We start from the raw sequence: 17,518 nt of genomic DNA, 5'->3' as shown, positions 1-17,518 counted from the left end.
GCTGCGCTACACCCAGGCTACATTTAGAATTTCAATTCCAATAAAACAAAATCAAAAATGTAGCCTGGGTGTAGGTCCATAAGGACCGGAACCCGGGTTTCGCTGCGCTGCACCCAGGCTACGAAAATTAGGAGGCCGAATCGTTTCTTTTTCCAACTACCCGATGATTGATCCACCAAGCAAGTATTAAAGTAGATAAAACTCCCAAATACACACCTATATTTTCCCAGCCTGGGCCGACCAATTGCAAAGCATCTGGGCTTTGAAAGATTGAAAAAGGAATAGCAAGCAACACATCCATAATTGCAGAACCTGCTACCAAACCACAGGCAATCAGAGTCCCTCTTTGTTTGCGGATCATTGCTTCTTCTTTAACAGGGGTCGTGCGTTTCAAACGTTCTTTAACGAGCAATGCAATCATACCGCCAATAAACAGTGGGAATGAAGAGGAAAGTGGTAAATACATTCCTATAGCGATTCCTAGAATGGATAAATTTAAATAACGGCGTAATTTAAAAATATGATTGAGAAAAATAATAATCAGAATAATTGCAGAACCAATCAACATCATGGCCCATGGTAATGAATTTCTAAATACAGCCTCCGTAATAGCAGCCATTAAAGCGGCCGTTGGCGCAGGCAACGATTGACTTATATCCATATCAGGATGAGGCATTACTCCCGCAATTCCATAAACATTAAATAACAACTGCATTACTGGTGGAATAACTAAAGAAGAAATCACTACCCCCAGCAATAACATCAATTGTTGTTTCCATGGTGTAGCCCCGACTAGCTGTCCTACTTTAAGATCTTGGGTATTATCATTCGCAATTGCCGCAATGCCAGTAACTACAGCGCCAATAATAATCGTAATTGCTTCAGCGGCCTGGATTTGTTGCGCACTTAAAGGTAATGGCAATAAATGATCAATAGCGACTAACAGCAACCATGCGGCAAAAAGCATTCCTGAGATGACAACAGAACTCCCAGGACTTGCAGTAACACCTACCATACCTGAAAAATAGGCGGTAATAACCGAAAAAATAAAGCCTATAAATAAGACATAAAGTACAGCAAAAAAAACCAGAGTTGGTGAATATTGATTGTCCAATCCTACTTGTCCCAAAGGCAGAACAAGCTGAAAAAAAAGAAACAAGATTGCAGCAAATGCACCAGTACCAATTAAAATATAAGGCAAAGGGATGTCCTTATCAATCCGAGGCAACTGCGAACTAACGCTTCCTTTAGACATAAATGTTTTCAGTGAAGTATGGATACTTCTAGAAAGTGGTTTAACTAATTTTAAAAAAGTCCACACTCCTGCAAACAACATAGCGCCTATGCCCAGATAGCGCATTTCGCTGTTCCATAAAAACGTTGCAGCTTGTTCAGCAGGATAATGATTTACAAATTCGGGATTAAAGTAGCTGACTACAGGCAATGCAACTAACCAAGAGATTACTGCTCCCAAAAAGATACTAATCGTCATATCATGGCCAACAAGATAACCAGCACCTATCATCGTAGCGGAGAAACCAGCGCCAAGACCAAATAACGATCGTTTTACCACGAACCAATAGCCCCAACTGTTAGCAATTACTTTAAATCCTGTTTGGAATAATTCAACCAGAGCACCTACTGCTCCCCCAATTAATATGTCCTTAAGACCTGTTTTTTCAACGGACGATTTTAATACTTCCGCAATTGCTCTCCCTTCGGGAAATTTTAAAGATTGATCGTGGACTAAAATACGACGTAGTGGAATGGAAAATAATACCCCTAGAACTCCACCACAAACCGCAATGAAAAAATTAGTGAGGTAATCAAAATGATTCCAAAAACCAATAATAATCAATGCGGGAATGGTATAAACAATCCCTCCTGCCACAGCCTCACCAGCAGATGCTGCGGTTTGCACTGCATTATTCTCAAGAATGGTGGAATTTTTAAAAAAGCGCAAAATCCCCATAGAAATAATTGCAGCCGGAATGGATGCAGAAGTCAAAATCCCCAGCTTCAAAGCAAGATACGCATTGGACATAGCCAACAAAACAGTCAGTATTATTGCAAGAAGAATAACTCGAAAAGAAAGTTCAGCTACATTTTTATCAGCAGCTATAAAAGGAGTATCAGCCATTAACGACCCCAAACACTATGCATTACTTCAGGATTGAGTAAAGAAGAAATTTGTGACAAAGGTATTTTTACCGTCTGCGGACCATAGACATAAGCAGCGACCTGGTACGTATCAAAAATAATATTTATTCCATCAGAAGAAAAAGACCAAATTTTATAATTTTTATCTATAGGCTTGGTACCTTCTTCAATCCATTTTTTGTCCGAAATATTTTTCTTAGTAATTTCTTTGCTGCAGAAACTGGCAATAGGCTTTAAATAATTTACTTCAGGACGAAATAAATCAGATAAATTAACTTGACGACCATTAATGAAATTTAATACCGCCACTGTATTTGAAGGATGTGCAGCTCCCCGGTGATAAATCGAAATATTAAAAGACACACTTAAGGCATTTTTCGTTTTATAGGGCAAAGAATAAGTGACATTTAAACCCGACTTTCCTGGTGCATCAGCAGGAACATCCGCATCATCTGCGATTTCTTTAAAAAAACTTTTTTTAGTTTTTTCAATGAAACTCTGTACTGCAGCATTGATGCGCGGGTCTTTAAATTCTTGTGGGTATTTGATATCAAGAATATAAGCGGGCGTCTCTTTTTTAATTGATACTGGATTTACTGCCCAAACAGCGAAAGAGCTTACAATAAAACATAAAGAGAACATTGTTTTTAGTGGTTTCAACATCATTTTATTTCCTAATAATTATTCTCTGTAGAAACCCATTCTCCTGCAATCATCATACGATGTGATAAGGGATAGGCAAAATAATAACACAGAGCGGCACTGTCACTAACAGACCATAATAGCAAATCAGCGTGCATACCTTTAGCAAGTGTACCGAGCGTTTTTTGCAAACCTAATGCTCTTGCAGCTTGACTTGTAACTGCCGCGAGTGCTTCAGGAACTGATAATGAAAAAAATTGGCAGGCCATACTCATCATCAAACGTAATGAAGTAGTTGGCGATGAACCAGGATTACAATCGGTGGCAATTGCCATACCTACTCCAGCTCGTCGCAGTAACTCTACTGGAGGCTTTTGTTTTTCACGTAGAAAATAATAGGCACCCGGGAGTAAAACAGCAACTGTGTTTGCCTTTGCCATAGCATATGCTCCTTTCTCATCCAGAAACTCCAAATGATCACAAGACAAAGCGCCAAACTCTGCTGCAAGCTCACTTGCTCCAAGATTGGATAATTGCTCGGCATGACATTTTATAGGAAGATTTAATTTCCGTGCAGCAGTAAAAACTTGTTCTGTTTGTTTGAGTGAAAAAGCAATGGACTCACAAAATACGTCTACTGAGTCTGCTAAATTTTCTTCATACAATGCGGGTAACATTTCGTGACAAAGAACATCGATATAAGCCTGACTATTTCCTTGAAATTCAGGGCCTACTGCATGCGCACCAAGAAAAGTTTTTCTAACTCTTAATCCCGTTAGCTCACCTAAACGCTTTGCTACTCGCAGCATTTTTAATTCATTAGGCAAATCCAGTCCATAACCTGACTTAATCTCGACTGTTGTCACACCATCAGCACGTAAAGCAAGAATTCTAGGTAAGGATTGTTGGAGCAATTCCTCTTCAGACGCTGCTCGTGTGTGGCGTACCGTAGACAAAATTCCACCACCTGCCTTGGCAATTTCAGCATAACTAACTCCGGCTAGTTTCATTTGAAACTCGGTTGATCGATCCCCCCCATAAACCAAATGAGTATGACAATCGATAAGACCTGGAGTAACTAATTTCCCCTGACATTCTTCTTTATGGTGCAGTTCATAAAATTGCGAAGGCATTTGTGCTTGCGGCCCACACCATTCAATAAGACCATTTTTAGTCGCAATAGCTTGCTGAGTTAACTGGTTTCCCTGAGCATCAATAGTAGTTGCATTTAATAATAATTTTTCACACGCAGACATTAAAAATCCCAATAAAGAACTTGATGCGGGGGTTTGAGCCAGGCTTTATGATGTTTGGTATCATAGATATCCCACTCTTTGGATACAAAAGTCTTCTTATCCACATCCAATAAAAGCCAAGTCAAAAATTCGGCAACTGTATCCGGTGAAATTAAACGATTTGCATCGTTTAATCGCTTATAAAAATTGACCTGATCATAGGCAGGATTTTCATTACTTCGGGCAATCTCTTGCATTTTTGTGTCAATTATTCCCGGCATAACACTGGCAAAAGCAATTGAGTTAGACTCCAACTGCCAACATTTGGTGAGCATCGACAATGCTGCTTTAGATGCACAATATGCCCCCCATCCCCTAATTGCAAAATAAGCAGCTCCGGAACTGATATTTAAAACACGGCCATGAGTCAATTTATCATAGATCATTTGTGGGAGAAAAAGAGCAGCATTCAAATTTGTATTGAATGCATGATTCCAGTCTTTAGGCTCAACATCCTTCAGGAGAGCCAATGGATTTAAGGTCCCTGCATTATTAACCAGGGCACTCACTTGACTCACATTATTTAGGTGATTTTTGATTGACTCTAAACCTTCATGTGTTGAGATGTCAGCGCAAGTATATTGAATTTTTGAAGAAAAAGCCGCTGTTTCCTTCAATAACTCTTCTCTTCTGCCTACGATTAAGATTGATTGATCTCGTTTTGCCAAAGAAAAAGCTAATGATCTTCCTATCCCACTTCCTCCACCGGTAATAACAATCACAATGTTCTCTTACTCTTTTGATTTGCCATGCGCAGATAATACCAGACATTGAACAAACTTGGCATATTTTTATGCGCATGCATTGCCAGATGAAGGAATTCTATTATAGATTGTAAATATCAAATCTGTGTTGGGCTCAATTTTTACGATCTTAGAAGTTCCATAGAGAAAACAACTTTAAGGATTTTATCGATGTATCGATTAAGTACATTACTCGGTAACTCAGCAGAAAAATTTCCTGATAAAATTGCCTTGGTTATTAATCAACAGTGTTATACCTACCAGGAACTCTATGTATTAACTCATCATCTTGCGGCTTCTTTATTAGAAAAAGGGATTTCAAAAGGAGATTGTGTTGCTTTTCTTTTACCAAACAGTATTGAAATTATTTTATGTTACTATGCTTGCTTTATGATAGGAGCTATAGCGGTTCCTGTGAACATTCAATTTAATAATGTATTGATTCACTACGTTCTGAAACACAGTGAAGCATGTATTTTTATAACAACGTCAGATTATTATAAACAGCTACTCAACGATGAAAAAATAGTAAAAGAAATTAAGGAATGTTATCTTACTTCAGAAGCAAGTCGTTATTCTGGCACCCTTGATTTTCAAGAATTACTCTTACCTACACAGGCGCCCACTTCAACAACTGAAATTGAATTGGAAAAACCAGCCCTACTTTTTTTTACATCAGGCACCACAGGATTACCCAAAACGGTTGTACACAGTCATCAAAGTCTGAGTCAAAGTACACAAAACCAAATAACACAAATTCAAATTCATCATAGCGATCAAACATTAGTGATGTTTCCAGTATGCTATTTGATTGGTCTTGGCTCGCAAATTTTACCTTTTCACGCTGTTGGAGCTAGTGTGGTGCTATTACCCAAATTTGATCCTAAGGAAGCATTAGCAAAGCTTCACTTACATCAAATTACCAAAATCTATGGCTTCCCTAAGCTTTATCTTGAGCTCATTAATCAAGCTGAACTTTTGGATTATGAAATCAACACACTCAATTTTTGCTTTTCCGGTGGTGATGCTACACCTGTTTTTCTCCAGGAAAAATTTAACTTACTATTTCACATCGAAATTACTGAAGGATGTGGTATGTCCGAACTTCAGATCTATTCCATGAATCCTCCTTATGGAAAAAAGAAAACCGGTTCAATTGGATTTCCTATAGCAGGTATGGAAATGCGACTCATTGATGAAAAGGAGGAACCTATTTTAAAGCCACATAAAACAGGCGAAATTATTGTGCGTGGTGAGAGTATGTGTTCCGGTTATTGGCAAGATGCTGCTTTGACTGCGAAAACGATAAAGAACGGATGGTTTCATACGGGAGATCTTGCTTATCAAGATAACGAGGGTTATTACTGGTTCGTAAGTCGTAAAGTAGACATTATTTGCCGCGGAAAAGAACTTATTTCTCCCATGGAGATTGAAAATATCTTTTATCAACATGATGCGGTTAAAGAGGCTGCCGCGATTGCTTTACCGAATCCTAAAAAAAAGAATGATGATAAAATTATTGTTTATGTAGTACTTAAAATTAAGAATGGCCAATTGACCGCTCAAACATTAATGGATTGGACTAACGAATCGCTCCCGGCAGGCAAAGGTCCTTATCAAGTCATTATTATGGACCAATTGCCCTATGGCTTTACAGGAAAGATTGATCGAAGGACCTTGAGAGCTTTGGCAAAAAAACAATTGAACTAGACAATAGATTTTGTAAGAGTTCTATTGAGATTGCGTCATCATGTTATAATCAATTTAATAAATAATACCTGGGGTCGATTAATGAGGGTTCCTGTTTGTACCAACTTTCTTTGTGGATTAGTCATTTTATATCACTCAGCATATGCTGCTACAATACTATGCCCACAGATCATTCAAACGCATCAATCGTTACAGCATGAAATAAAAGATTGGAATGTATTTGCAGATGAGTTAAATGGTGTTCATCAATTTGCTCGTATTACATTTTATTCGGGTCATCCTAAAGAAAATGCAAGCCTTGCACCTGATCATGAAAACTCTAAAGTTAAAAAACTGACTTGGACATTCGGTAAAGAAGAAATTTGGGTTGCATGTGACTATACACATACTAAAATTCAATTAATTCGTATGCTTCCTGATGGAACAAAAAGCTGTACTGTGACTTATAATGCAAATTTTTCTAAAGTAAAGGCCATCAATTGCATTTAAACGCAGAGTTAAAATTTGATTTTTATTGTGATAATGCAAGAATAAATTTATGACTCAAAGAGAATTGCATTTACACCGATAAATCATCTTGCCTTACAACGTGTAATTCATAAAGCGGGAATTGAATTTTATAAAAAAGAGTTAAAGGATGAGAAAGAATGTTTATTTTATAAAAAGCACCTAAGATAAAATTGTAGTTTTGTATCCTGCAGTTACGACATTTTTTATCCTGAAGTAAGAACTTGAGAAAAGATCATAATATGAACATAGGGAGAATTTAATGTTTGAACATCTTACCAATTACCAACGCGCCAATCCTTCGCTTTGGCAAGGTAGAAAAGATACGAATAACGCAGAGCGGTTCTTTCAAAAAATTATTTTTCCTGCGCAACAAACTGATCTCATTACTAAAGAGAAAAAAACTGTTTTCCTTGGCTTCGCCAGTGATGCTGGTGTTCGTCGCAATATGGGAAGACCTGGAGCAAAATTAGGTCCCGATCAAATCAAAACGCAATTGGCAAAACTGCCTTGCTCCATAGATAAACCTCTTTTTGACTTAGGTACCATTTTTTGTGACGAAGATGAACTAGAAACCGCACAAGCGCAATTTGCCAATTTAATCAGTTTTTGCCATCAACAAGGGCATCAAACGGTTGCCTTGGGCGGTGGACATGAAATTGCATGGGCACATTATCAAGGATTGGCACCTCATTATGCCAAATTGGGTATTATCAATTTTGATGCACATTTTGATTTAAGACCTCATCAAAAAAATCAACCAGGCACATCGGGAACTCCCTTTTCGCAAATCGCAGCCTACTGTAAAGAAAACAACCAACCATTTCATTATTGCTGTATTGGAATCCAAAAAATGGGAAATACACCCTCCCTTTTTGAACGAGCTGATGAGCTTAATGTTAATTATTTGACTGCGGAAGAGTTGTATGCGAACAGCTTGGCCTGGCACTTGGCTTTTCTTGATGATTTCATGATCAATCTGGATCATATTTACCTAACTATTTGCTTGGATGTTTTAGCCGAGTCATTTGCTCCAGGTGTCAGTGCACCACAACCGCTGGGACTTGCTCCTTGGCAAATTTTACCACTCTTGAAATACATTATTCAAAGTGGCAAAGTAGTTAGTTTTGATGTTGCTGAACTGTCACCGCCTTTGGATCACGAACAAAAAACTGCTAGACTGGCAGCCCTTATTATCGCAGAATTACTACATACTATTTAGGAGTCGATTTCATGAAGAATACATTACTCTGGAGTACCCTTTTTGCCCTGCTTGGTACTCAAGTACATGCTGATACTACTACTCAGCCAGTAACGCCAGCACCTCAGCAAACACCAGGCGCTATGCAGCAGGCCCCTACTACACCCACACCGCCCGGCCAAAATATACCATCAGTACAACCTGCGCAAGCACCAGCGGCACCCATCAATTGTGAATATAAAATTCCTCCAGAAACCAAAACGATTGATCAATCACTGGTTATGAAATGGGCTGCAAAAGCAGTTACTCAAGCTTTTGATTTTAATCCAACTAATTTAGATTCCCAACTGCAAAAATTGCAGCTCTGCTTTACTGAACAAGGATGGACTGGCTTTAACACAGCATTACAAAAATCAGGTAATTTGGAAGCCATTAAATCTCAAAAACTGACAGTAAGCAGTCAAGTAATGGGACAAATTGTAGTAACAGAAGCCAAAGATAATCAATGGAAAATTAATTTGCCACTGCAAGTTGTTTATCAGAATGATAAAGAAAAAGTAACACAATTGCTCAGTGTTGACGTAACTGTAGGACGTAAGATAACTGGAGATTTGGGAATTACGCAGATGATTGCTGCTCCAAGAGGAACAGTAACTCAAAAACTACCGTCTGATTTTAACCCTAACCCAGCTACTGTTATGAATCCAAATATTGAAACGACGACCCCAACAACTACACCGACTAAGACGACACCCACAACAACCACACCCCAAACAACCGCACCGACTACGACCACACCAACAAATCCAACAACTCAAACTGCACCTCCTACTACCTCAACACAGCCAACTTCTGCAAATCCTTCGGCAACCCAAACTCCAGCTACTCCTGGACAGCCTACTTTGCCAGAAAATCGATCCACACAACCCACACTTCCAACTAATACCCCTTAATTTGGCATTGTCTTTCTCGATGGAAAAGGTAGCCTGGGTGCAGCACAGCGAAACCCGGGTTCCGGTCCTTATGGACCTACACCCAGGCTACATTAGATTAAGGTATTGTTTACCTTAGGTTTTATGCAGATTTAGTAGCTGGTTTATTGGCACCAGGCTCACTAGGGTATTCCAATACAATAACTTTTGTACCTATTTGGAAAAAGTTTTCACTTAACCATTTAGCGGCACTTGGGAAAATACGAACACAACCATGGCTTGATGGATGTTCAGGAACTTCATATGCAGCATGGATGGTATATCCTTGATAGAAATAGGTACAATAAGGCATTTTTGCACCACCTTTAGTATCTACAGGATATTCCCCGGACTTACAGTCAACCCCTCTCCGATTATATACTTTAAAAGTTCCAGTAACGGTTCTGCATGATTGATTTGAATTTTCTTCGCATACATCAATCCCTGCTGATCCACCGCCGGTCAGTAAACGATTACCCTCTTCATCATAAGCCGCCCATGCAGAAGCCTTCGGATCGAAAATAAAACGTTTCTCTCCTGTAGCCTGAATCTTTTGAGGATAATAATCACGACCGCGTTTATCTTTTGTATAATGAACCGTCCGATGCACATAACCTGCATCATCAGTAATTAAAGTAGATGGATCATTCTCAACACAGGATGTTAACCCCCCAATACACAGTAACAAACCTGCCCAAAACAACTTATTCATTAAATTTTATCTCCACTTAATTGAAACTTGAAACGTAACTACTTACCTCTACGTCCCGCGGCTTGTCCGCGGGATCCAGGAATCTCATAGCATCATTGGATCCCGCGGACACCCCCGCGAAACAAGTCGTGGGGCGGGGCGTAGGCAAGGGAGAGTAGTTACCTTGAAATTTACGACTCTAATTTTCTGTATTTAATTCGTGACGGTCTATCTGCAGCATCACCTAACCTACGTCTTCGATCCGCTTCATAATCACTGTAATTTCCTTCAATAAAGGTAATTTGGGAATCACCTTCAAAAGCCATCAGATGAGTACAAATTCTATCTAAAAACCATCGATCATGCGAAATCACAATGACACAACCAGGGAAATTGAGAATTGCATCTTCCAAAGCACGTAAAGTCTCAACATCCAAATCATTACTGGGCTCGTCAAGTAATAATACATTCCCACCGCTTTTCAGTAATTTTGCCAAATGCACACGATTACGCTCTCCTCCAGAAAGTTGAGCCATTTTCTTTTGTTGATCCGTGCCTTTAAAATTGAAACGTCCCACATAGGCACGTGAAGGCATTTGAAAACTCCCTACTTGCATGATGTCGTGTCCATCAGAAATCTCTTCCCATACTGTTTTATTGGGATTTAACTCATCGCGCATCTGATCTACATAAGCCAACTGAACCGTTTCACCAACGCGAATTTCACCATCATCAGGATTTTCCTGACCAGTAATCATTTTCAAGAATGTAGACTTACCCGCTCCGTTAGGACCAATAATTCCTAAGATACCCCCTTTAGGAAGTTTAAAATCTAGATTTTCAATTAAGATTCGATCAGCAAATGACTTTGTAATTTTCTCCCCTTCAAGAACCAACTCGCCCAAACGCTCACCAGGTGGGATATAAATTTCATTTGTTTCATTACGTTTTTGAAACTCTTTCGAATTCATTTCTTCAAATCGAGCGAGACGTGCCTTATTTTTAGCATGGCGTCCTTTAGGTGAAGTTCGTACCCACTCTAACTCTGCTTTCATTGCACGCATATGAGCATCTTCTTGTTTCTGCTCCATCTCCAGACGCGCTTCTTTTTGCTCAAGCCATGAAGAGTAATTGCCTTTGTAAGGTATTCCTTCGCCACGATCCAGTTCCAATATCCATTCTGCAGCGTTATCCAAGAAATATCGATCGTGGGTAATTGCAACGACTGTACCAGGGAACCCTTCAAGGTAATGTTCTAACCAAGCTACGGATTCTGCATCCAAATGGTTGGTTGGTTCATCAAGTAACAACATATCAGGATTAGAAAGCAATAAACGACATAAAGCGACCCTGCGACGCTCACCTCCTGATAATTTACCTACGATAGCGTCCCAATCAGGTAATCGCAGTGCATCAGCAGCAACATCCAGTTTTCTATCTAAATCCCAACCGCCACCTGCTTCAATATCATTTTGCAACTCACCTTGCTCAGCGAGTAAATTGTTCATTTCATCATCGCTCATTGGCTCTGCAAAACGCATGCTGATTTCGTCAAAGCGGGCGAGTTTTTCTTTCATATCCTTTACGCCTTCTTCAACAACTTCCCGTACCGTTTTATCCAGATCCAATCGGGGCTCTTGCTCAAGATAACCGATTTTAATTCCTGGTTGTGGTCGTGCTTCTCCCTCATATTGAGTGTCAACACCTGCCATAATACGTAATAAAGTTGACTTACCAGAACCATTTAATCCTAAAACACCAATTTTAGCGCCAGGAAAAAAACTTAATGAAATATCTTTTAAAATAAATCGTTGATTTTCAACAATTTTGCTGACACGATTCATGGTAAAAATATATTGTGACATAACTACTCCGTCTTTTTTTAAACTCTACCAATCAAGGACTACTTTGCCCGATTGGCCTGATGCCATAATTTGAAATGCTTTTTGGTACTCGTCAACTGGGAAACGATGCGTTATGACGGGTGAAATATCCAATCCACTTTGTAACATGGCAATCATTTTATACCAAGTTTCAAACATTTCACGTCCATAAATACCTTTAATCACAAGACCTTTAAAAATAACTTGATTCCAATCAATAGCTGTTTCCTGAGGGGGAATACCTAACATAGCCACATGTCCACCATGATTCATTGCTTTCATCATATTATTTAGGGCCATAGGGTTTCCTGACATCTCCAAACCTACATCAAACCCCTCAAGCATTCCTAACTCGGAAGTTACATCAGACAGCTTTTCGTACTTAATATTTACTGCGCGAGTCACACCCATTTTTCGGGCTAACTCCAAACGATAATCATTCACATCCGTAATAACGACATGACGCGCACCTATATGTCTTACAATAGCAGCTGCCATAATACCAATAGGCCCGGCACCAGTAATTAATACATCTTCACCAACGACATCAAACGCCAAAGCACAATGAGTAGCATTTCCAAAGGGGTCAAAAATTGAAGCCTGTTCTGCAGTAATATTATCAGGAAGAACAATAACATTACTCGCAGGTATGGATAAATATTCCGCAAAGCAACCTGGTCTGTTGACGCCCACACCTAAAGTATTACGACAAAGATGGCGTTTACCTGCGCGGCAATTTCGGCAGAAACCACAGGTTATATGTCCTTCACCAGAAACGCGCTGTCCTTCATGAAGTCCTTGTACTTCTTGGCCTACGGCAACGATTTCGCCATAAAACTCATGGCCAACAATCATAGGTACGGGGATGGTTGCTTGCGCCCATTCATCCCAGGAATAAATATGGATATCAGTGCCACAAATTGCTGTTTTTTTCACTTTAATTAATACATCATTGACGCCATATTCAGGTATAGCGACCTCTTCCATCCAAATTCCAGGTTCCTTTTTCGCCTTGACTAATGATTTCATAAAAGTACCTCAAAAATAAGATCTTCTCTGTACGACTCAGAAAAGATGACTTTGCTTTAAATAACAGAAAATTCCTTACCTACAGTTTCAAATGCCCCAATTGCTTTATCCAAATGATGTAATTCATGTGCGGCTGACATTTGGGTGCGAATTCGCGCTAACCCCTTAGGTACTACAGGATAAGAAAAACCAACCACATAGATACCTAGCTCTAACAAACGATTCGCCATACGCCCTGCCAAACTGGCATCACCCAACATCACAGGAATAATTGGATGCTCTCCAGGAATTAATTTAAACCCTAATTGAGTCATACCTTCACGAAAATAATGGCTGTTACGTTTTAATTTCTCAGCCAAATGGTTATTTTTCATCAGGTTATCCAGAACAACACACGAAGTATGTGCAATTACTGGTGCTAAGGTATTTGAGAATAAGTAAGGTCTGGAACGTTGGCGTAACCACTCCACTATAGTCTGATTTGCTGCAGTATAACCGCCTGAAGCACCACCTAAAGCTTTACCCAGAGTACCTGTAATAATATCAATGCGATCACTAACCCCAAAATGCTCAGGAGTTCCACGGCCAGTTTCACCCATAAAACCAACGGCATGCGAGTCGTCAACCATAACCATGGCATCATATTTATCTGCTAGCTCACAAATTGCAGGAAGATTTGCCAAAATCCCATCCATAGAAAAAACACCGTCTGTAGCAATTAAACGAAATCGTGCATTTTTAGCGGCGATCAATTGCTCTTCCAAAGCGTTCATGTCGTTATTAGCATATCGATAGCGGGTAGCTTTACAGAGGCGAACCCCGTCAATGATACTTGCATGATTTAATGCATCACTAATAATCGCGTCTTCTTCACCTAATAAAGTTTCAAAAAGACCTGTGTTCGCATCAAAACAGGAGGAATATAATATAGTATCTTCTTTACTTAAAAATTGACTGATTTTCTGTTCAAGCTGTTTGTGAGGCGTTTGAGTACCACAAATAAAACGCACAGAAGCCATACCATATCCGTATCGTGCTAGTGCTTTTTGTCCTTCAGCAATAAGTTGAGGATCATTGGCTAAACCCAAATAATTATTAGCACATAGATTAATTACTTCTTCATGATTTACTGTAACAGCGGCTTGTTGCTGACTGGAAATAACCCGCTCTGATTTATATAAACCTTCATTTTTAAGTGTCGCTATTTCAGTTTGCAAATAATCAGTAAATTGCTCAAGCACTGTATTCTCCTATCATTGAATTATCGTAAATCCCTCAGTTCTCTCACTTCATAAGCAATCTACTGAGGTAATCAAAAATTTCTTTAAGAAAACTATTAAAATTTGTGGATCATAACAAACTTTAAACAGAGTCACCACGAAATTCGGGATTCAAGCATTATTTCTTAGCACATACGCTGTTTTTTTGCTAAGATTGTGCCAAAGTTTTTAAAGTGTGTTGACAATTCGCTTCCACAACCTTGTTTCGCAGCATATTTGCGGAATTCTAAAATCCCCAAATGTGGAATCACCGCGAACACATCGCAAAGCGGGGGCATGGCAAATGAATGGTCAATCTTAACATAAAACAATCAACACGGTAGAGCAAATGAGTTATCAAAGCGCGCGCATTAACATGGTCAAGCAACAACTTCGAACTGGCGATGTTTTAAACGAATCCATACTGAATTTGTATGATGTAGTACTCAGACACGAATTCGTTCCCGAACAATTTGCACATTTTGCTTATTCAGATATGCAGATACCTCTTAATCATGGTCAACGCATGCTTACCCCTTTAGAAGAAGGACAAATTTTGCAGGCGCTTGATTTACAAGGCCATGAAATCGTTTTAGAAGTAGGTACAGGAAGTGGATTTTTTACCGCCATGCTGAGTAAATTGTGTAAAAAAGTAATTAGTATAGATTATTATGCGGATTTCACGAACAATGCTGCCCATAAATTAAAAGAGCATCATTGCGATAATGTAGAATTGATCACAGGGGATGCCAACCAAGGTTGGTTAGAAAATGCTCCTTATGATGTAGTCATATTCACCGGCGCAATGGAAAAAATAACTGAGACCCAAAGATTACAGGTACTTCCCGGTGGAAAATTATTTGTTATTGAAGGAACATCACCTGTAATGCAAGGTCGATTGTATGAATTGGATCACCATGAAAATTGGCATGAATCACTGCTTTTTGAAACAAACATCCCTTTATTGATCAATAAATCAAAACCAAAAGAATTTGTATTTTAGGATTTACTTTAAATGAAAAAATTGTTGATCTGCTATCTCATGACTTTGGGTCTGATGTCGCAATCATTTGCTGCAACAGACCTAATGGATATCTATCATCAAGCTCTTGAAAATGACCCTGTCTTCAAAAATGCCTATGATACATATATGGCCAATAAAGAAGCTTTGCCTCAAGCCTGGTCTGCATTGCTTCCTCAAGCAGGCCTTACGGCACAAACAACTCGAAATTTCATCCATGTGAATGATGGTTTTTTTACTATTCAAGACGACTATTATAAATCCAGAGCATGGCAATTTTCTGCATCACAGGCTGTTTTCAATTATCAAGCCTGGGCAAGAGTACAACAAGCAAAATCATCTGTTAAAGCAGCACAAGCCACGTTTAACGATGCAGCTCAGAATTTAATTCTTAGAACGGCCAAAGCCTATTTTGATATACTGTTTGCCCAAGATACTTTAAATTTTGCCGAAGCAAAAAAACGTGCAAACATGCGCCAATATGAGCAAGCGAAACAACGTTTTGAGGTCGGTCTTGATCCCATTACTTCTGTATATGAAGCAAAAGCAGCCTATGATCAATCAGTGGCTACAGTTATTGCCTCACGCAACAACCAAGAAAATCAAAGCGAAAACTTAAGAAAATTAACCAATCATGTTTATGAGTCCATAGCGCCGCTGCGAAATGGCACCATTCCCCTCGTTAAGCCAGAACCTAACGATGTGGACGAGTGGATAGATACAGGCCTTAGGCAAAACTATAAATTATGGTCTGCGAAATACAATCTTGAAGTAGCACGGCAAAATATGAAGGCGCTTTCTGCAGGAAATTGGCCTACCATCGCCATCCAGGGAAAGTCAACAGAAACAACAAATGAAGTCAATACATCCAGCCCTTTCTTACCTGCAAATCAAAAGCAATCCAGTATTGGTTTAGCTTTGAACTTTCCTGCATTCCAAGGAGGACTAGTACTCTCACAAACACGACAAGCAAAGCATAATTTTCAAGCGACCAGTGAACAGGTCGAACAAACTTATCGAGATGTGGTAGTAAACAGCCGAATTGCTTTTAACACAATTACCGACGGAATTAGCAAAGTAAAGGCTGACAGACAAACGATTATTTCACAACAAAATTCATTGGAAAGTACGGAAGCTCAATTTGAAGTAGGTACTCGTACTATGGTGGATGTGGTAAATGCCCAACAACGTCTGTTTGAAGCTCAGAACCAACTTGCCAATGACCAATATTCTTTAATTAATGCCGTTTTAACTCTAAAATACCTTGCAGGAACACTCAATGTAAATGATCTCGAACTGATCAATTCATGGTTAGCAACAACCCGGGTTAGCAGATTACCCCCAGCTGAAAGCAAGGCCACTACTACTAAATAACAACTTTTATTCAGGTTTTTAATAATGTCCAATCCCTCTCAAGTTGAAAAGAAATTATTACATTATACAGGTAAAGCAATTGCAGATTTTAACATGATCCAGCGTGGCGATCGGGTTATGGTCTGTTTATCAGGTGGTAAAGACTCTTTTACCCTTTTAACGATTCTCGATCACTTGCGCCGTCGCTCCGGGAATAAATTTGAACTTTTTTCTTTTACCCTGGATCAGGCCCAACCTGGTTGGGATGATACTGCAGTGCGTCAATGGCTGGTAGACCGCTCCATCTCTCATGAAATTCTAACTCGGGATACCTACAGTATCGTTAAGGAAAAAATTCCTGAAGGTAAAACGTATTGCTCTTTGTGCTCTCGATTGCGCCGCGGTATTATCTATCGATATGCTGAAGAACATGGGTTCAATAAAATTGCTCTAGGCCATCATCGTGATGATCTAGTGCGTACATTAATGATGTCGATCCTCTACAATGGTGATATTCGCTCCATGCCACCTAAATTGCTGAGTGACAATAAAAAGCATATAGTGATTCGCCCTTTATGCTATGTACAAGAAAAAGACATTATCACATTTGCTCAGGAACAATCCTATCCCATTATCCCGTGTACGCTATGCGGTTCACAGGAAAATTTAATGCGTAAAAAAGTAACGCATTTAATTAATCAGCTTGCCGAAGAAAACCCTAAAGTCCCAAGTAATATTCTTCATGCGCTGCAGAGCATCAAACCCAGCCAACTTATGGATCAAGATATGTGGGATTTTAGAAATCTTGAACATGGATTAATTACAAATCAAACAACCAATACTGATGAACTCTTTGGCACAGAAGAGTTTGATCCAATTGAAGCATAAATAACGTTCGGTAGCCTGGGTGCTGTAATGAAATCCAGGCTTTGAGTTTCCCCTGCCCTCCTGAATCTTCTACACATCGCAGAAAAACCACTGGATCCCACGGACAAACCACGCATTGTCACCAATCAAAACACACATAATGTATCGATATAAGACAATGAGATA

General features: G+C 39.3%; 15 protein-coding genes. 7 read left to right on the top strand and 8 right to left on the bottom strand.

Translation table 11 applies throughout. From position 1 onward, the window contains the following. Nucleotides 1–127: 127 nt before the first annotated feature. The 4 genes from Lani_RS09370 to Lani_RS09355 are packed head-to-tail and all read right to left on the bottom strand — an operon-like array spanning nucleotide 128 to nucleotide 4,819. Entirely contained in the window at nucleotides 128–2,140 is a 2,013-nt protein-coding gene (locus Lani_RS09370; RefSeq protein ID WP_019233771.1) for an OPT family oligopeptide transporter, read from the bottom strand. Further along, nucleotides 2,140–2,823: a DUF3298 and DUF4163 domain-containing protein gene (locus tag Lani_RS09365; RefSeq protein WP_019233772.1), complete on the bottom strand. Its 684-nt coding sequence runs from the start codon at nucleotides 2,821–2,823 to the stop codon at nucleotides 2,140–2,142. The genes Lani_RS09370 and Lani_RS09365 overlap by 1 nt, the downstream gene beginning before the upstream one ends. Before the next feature lie 11 nt (nucleotides 2,824–2,834). Next, nucleotides 2,835–4,058, bottom strand: a complete 1,224-nt coding sequence (gene hutI, locus Lani_RS09360) for an imidazolonepropionase (protein ID WP_019233773.1) — start codon at nucleotides 4,056–4,058, stop codon at nucleotides 2,835–2,837. Then, complete coding sequence (locus tag Lani_RS09355) at nucleotides 4,058–4,819, bottom strand: SDR family NAD(P)-dependent oxidoreductase (RefSeq protein ID WP_019233774.1); 762 nt, start codon at nucleotides 4,817–4,819, stop codon at nucleotides 4,058–4,060. The genes hutI and Lani_RS09355 overlap by 1 nt, the downstream gene beginning before the upstream one ends. Before the next feature lie 192 nt (nucleotides 4,820–5,011). On the opposite strand from Lani_RS09355, the gene Lani_RS09350 reads away from it, so the two are divergent. The 4 genes from Lani_RS09350 (at nucleotide 5,012) to Lani_RS09335 (ending at nucleotide 9,211) form a co-directional block, all read left to right on the top strand. Then, complete coding sequence (locus Lani_RS09350; RefSeq protein ID WP_019233775.1) at nucleotides 5,012–6,550, top strand: class I adenylate-forming enzyme family protein; 1,539 nt, start codon at nucleotides 5,012–5,014, stop codon at nucleotides 6,548–6,550. Nucleotides 6,551–6,631: 81 nt separating this feature from the next. Continuing rightward, on the top strand, nucleotides 6,632–7,039 hold the full coding sequence (locus Lani_RS09345; RefSeq protein WP_019233776.1) for an STY0301 family protein: 408 nt from the start codon (nucleotides 6,632–6,634) through the stop codon (nucleotides 7,037–7,039). Between the two features lie 280 nt (nucleotides 7,040–7,319). Next, nucleotides 7,320–8,279: a formimidoylglutamase gene (gene hutG / locus Lani_RS09340; RefSeq protein ID WP_019233777.1), complete on the top strand. Its 960-nt coding sequence runs from the start codon at nucleotides 7,320–7,322 to the stop codon at nucleotides 8,277–8,279. Between the two features lie 11 nt (nucleotides 8,280–8,290). Further along, the gene (locus Lani_RS09335) at nucleotides 8,291–9,211 is read left to right on the top strand and encodes a DotI/IcmL family type IV secretion protein (protein WP_019233778.1); all 921 of its coding nucleotides are present in this window, start codon (nucleotides 8,291–8,293) and stop codon (nucleotides 9,209–9,211) included. A gap of 121 nt (nucleotides 9,212–9,332) precedes the next feature. On the opposite strand, the gene Lani_RS09330 is transcribed toward Lani_RS09335, so the two are convergent. From Lani_RS09330 to Lani_RS09315, 4 genes are all read right to left on the bottom strand, one after another. Next, nucleotides 9,333–9,941 (bottom strand): L,D-transpeptidase, encoded by a 609-nt coding sequence (locus tag Lani_RS09330; RefSeq protein ID WP_019233779.1) that lies wholly within the window; start codon nucleotides 9,939–9,941, stop codon nucleotides 9,333–9,335. A gap of 170 nt (nucleotides 9,942–10,111) precedes the next feature. After that, a complete protein-coding gene (ettA, locus tag Lani_RS09325; RefSeq protein ID WP_019233780.1) occupies nucleotides 10,112–11,785 on the bottom strand; it encodes an energy-dependent translational throttle protein EttA in 1,674 nt (557 codons plus the stop codon). Nucleotides 11,786–11,809: 24 nt separating this feature from the next. After that, complete coding sequence (gene tdh, locus Lani_RS09320; protein WP_019233781.1) at nucleotides 11,810–12,832, bottom strand: L-threonine 3-dehydrogenase; 1,023 nt, start codon at nucleotides 12,830–12,832, stop codon at nucleotides 11,810–11,812. Nucleotides 12,833–12,888: 56 nt separating this feature from the next. Then, nucleotides 12,889–14,073 (bottom strand): glycine C-acetyltransferase, encoded by a 1,185-nt coding sequence (locus tag Lani_RS09315; protein WP_019233782.1) that lies wholly within the window; start codon nucleotides 14,071–14,073, stop codon nucleotides 12,889–12,891. 367 nt (nucleotides 14,074–14,440) lie between these two features. Between Lani_RS09315 and Lani_RS09310 the strand changes: the two genes are divergently transcribed. Genes Lani_RS09310 through ttcA form a run of 3 tightly spaced genes read left to right on the top strand, consistent with a single transcriptional unit; the run spans nucleotide 14,441 to nucleotide 17,353 of the window. Continuing rightward, nucleotides 14,441–15,094 (top strand): protein-L-isoaspartate O-methyltransferase family protein, encoded by a 654-nt coding sequence (locus tag Lani_RS09310; RefSeq protein ID WP_040522604.1) that lies wholly within the window; start codon nucleotides 14,441–14,443, stop codon nucleotides 15,092–15,094. Nucleotides 15,095–15,106: 12 nt separating this feature from the next. Continuing rightward, on the top strand, nucleotides 15,107–16,486 hold the full coding sequence (locus Lani_RS09305; RefSeq protein ID WP_019233784.1) for a TolC family outer membrane protein: 1,380 nt from the start codon (nucleotides 15,107–15,109) through the stop codon (nucleotides 16,484–16,486). A 24-nt stretch (nucleotides 16,487–16,510) separates the two neighbouring features. Continuing rightward, nucleotides 16,511–17,353, top strand: a complete 843-nt coding sequence (gene ttcA / locus Lani_RS09300; RefSeq protein ID WP_019233785.1) for a tRNA 2-thiocytidine(32) synthetase TtcA — start codon at nucleotides 16,511–16,513, stop codon at nucleotides 17,351–17,353. Nucleotides 17,354–17,518 lie beyond the last annotated feature (165 nt).

The sequence above is a fragment of the Legionella anisa genome, assembly GCF_001467525.1.
GTDB classification, from domain to species: Bacteria; Pseudomonadota; Gammaproteobacteria; order Legionellales; family Legionellaceae; genus Legionella; species Legionella anisa.
The sequence above is the reverse complement of the archived record's forward strand: the minus strand, read 5'-3'. Positions and strand labels throughout refer to the sequence as shown.

Excerpts from the sequence above, each read along its gene's own strand:
- Lani_RS09370 (WP_019233771.1), bottom strand. The coding sequence starts at position 2,140 with ATGGCTGATACTCCTTTTATAGCTGCTGATAAAAATGTAGCTGAACTT.
- Lani_RS09365 (WP_019233772.1), bottom strand. The coding sequence starts at position 2,823 with ATGTTGAAACCACTAAAAACAATGTTCTCTTTATGTTTTATTGTAAGC.
- hutI (WP_019233773.1), bottom strand. The coding sequence starts at position 4,058 with ATGTCTGCGTGTGAAAAATTATTATTAAATGCAACTACTATTGATGCT.
- Lani_RS09350 (WP_019233775.1), top strand. The coding sequence starts at position 5,012 with ATGTATCGATTAAGTACATTACTCGGTAACTCAGCAGAAAAATTTCCT.
- Lani_RS09345 (WP_019233776.1), top strand. The coding sequence starts at position 6,632 with ATGAGGGTTCCTGTTTGTACCAACTTTCTTTGTGGATTAGTCATTTTA.
- hutG (WP_019233777.1), top strand. The coding sequence starts at position 7,320 with ATGTTTGAACATCTTACCAATTACCAACGCGCCAATCCTTCGCTTTGG.
- Lani_RS09335 (WP_019233778.1), top strand. The coding sequence starts at position 8,291 with ATGAAGAATACATTACTCTGGAGTACCCTTTTTGCCCTGCTTGGTACT.
- Lani_RS09330 (WP_019233779.1), bottom strand. The coding sequence starts at position 9,941 with ATGAATAAGTTGTTTTGGGCAGGTTTGTTACTGTGTATTGGGGGGTTA.
- ettA (WP_019233780.1), bottom strand. The coding sequence starts at position 11,785 with ATGTCACAATATATTTTTACCATGAATCGTGTCAGCAAAATTGTTGAA.
- tdh (WP_019233781.1), bottom strand. The coding sequence starts at position 12,832 with ATGAAATCATTAGTCAAGGCGAAAAAGGAACCTGGAATTTGGATGGAA.
- Lani_RS09310 (WP_040522604.1), top strand. The coding sequence starts at position 14,441 with ATGAGTTATCAAAGCGCGCGCATTAACATGGTCAAGCAACAACTTCGA.
- Lani_RS09305 (WP_019233784.1), top strand. The coding sequence starts at position 15,107 with ATGAAAAAATTGTTGATCTGCTATCTCATGACTTTGGGTCTGATGTCG.
- ttcA (WP_019233785.1), top strand. The coding sequence starts at position 16,511 with ATGTCCAATCCCTCTCAAGTTGAAAAGAAATTATTACATTATACAGGT.